This window comes from Porphyromonas uenonis 60-3 (assembly GCF_000174775.1).
GTDB classification, from domain to species: domain Bacteria; phylum Bacteroidota; class Bacteroidia; order Bacteroidales; family Porphyromonadaceae; genus Porphyromonas; species Porphyromonas uenonis_A.
The window spans coordinates 1-887 of the sequence record NZ_ACLR01000022.1; the positions used below are offsets into that span (position 1 = coordinate 1).

Genomic DNA, 887 nt, shown 5'->3' on the forward strand with positions numbered 1-887 from the left:
ATAGGAGACTGGGCGATGTCGCTGTTTTTCACTATCTTTGTAGGGAACGAAAGTAAATCACACTATGGCTGCCAAAGACAAGAAAGTACTCTACATCTCTCAGGAGATATATCCCTACCTCCCAGAGAGTGATCTCGCACATGTCGCTCGTTACCTCCCAGAGCATATACAGAATGCGGGAAATGACGTACGTATCTTCATGCCACGCTACGGCTTGGTCAATGAGCGGCGCAACCAGCTTCACGAGGTGATCCGTCTGTCGGGTATCAACGTCATCGTCGATGACTACGACCACCCGCTCGTCATCAAGGTCGCCTCGATCCCATCTACACGCATACAGGTCTACTTCATTGATAATGCGGATCTCTTCGGACGCAAGAGCCTCTTCGGCCCGCCCTCTGAGGGAGCGCTAGTGACAATGCGGATCGCAGCATCTTCTTCATCCGAGGCGTCCTGGAGGCGATCAAAAGCTTGCACTGGATCCCCGATGTGATTCATTGTCTGGGGTGGTTCTCCGCACTGGCACCCGTCTACCTGAAGACGGCTTACAAGAATGACCCTTACTTCGAGCGTGCTAAGGTGCTCTTTTCGGTCGATGGCAACGAGGAGGAGGGCGAGATTGGCGAAGACTTGATCAAGAAGCTTGAGTTTGACAAGATTACGGGAGACTTGCTCGACCCGCTACAAGGGGAGGTGACGCCAGACGCGCTACGTCGTATGGCGATCCACTACTCAGATGGTGTGATCCTGGGGCAGGAGTCGGTCTCTCCTGAGCTCATCGAGTACCTTCGCTCGGAGCCTGACCACAAAGTGCTAGAGTACCCTGGCCCAGCGGTAGATCATGCTGAGGCTTACGTAGACTTCTACCGCAGCTTTACGGAGTAAGA

General features: G+C 53.6%; 1 pseudogene. It reads left to right on the top strand.

What is annotated here, in order from left to right:
- The first annotated feature begins 64 nt into the window (after positions 1-64).
- Positions 65-885 (top strand): annotated as a pseudogene (locus PORUE0001_RS00805) (glycogen/starch synthase).
- Positions 886-887: the final 2 nt, after the last annotated feature.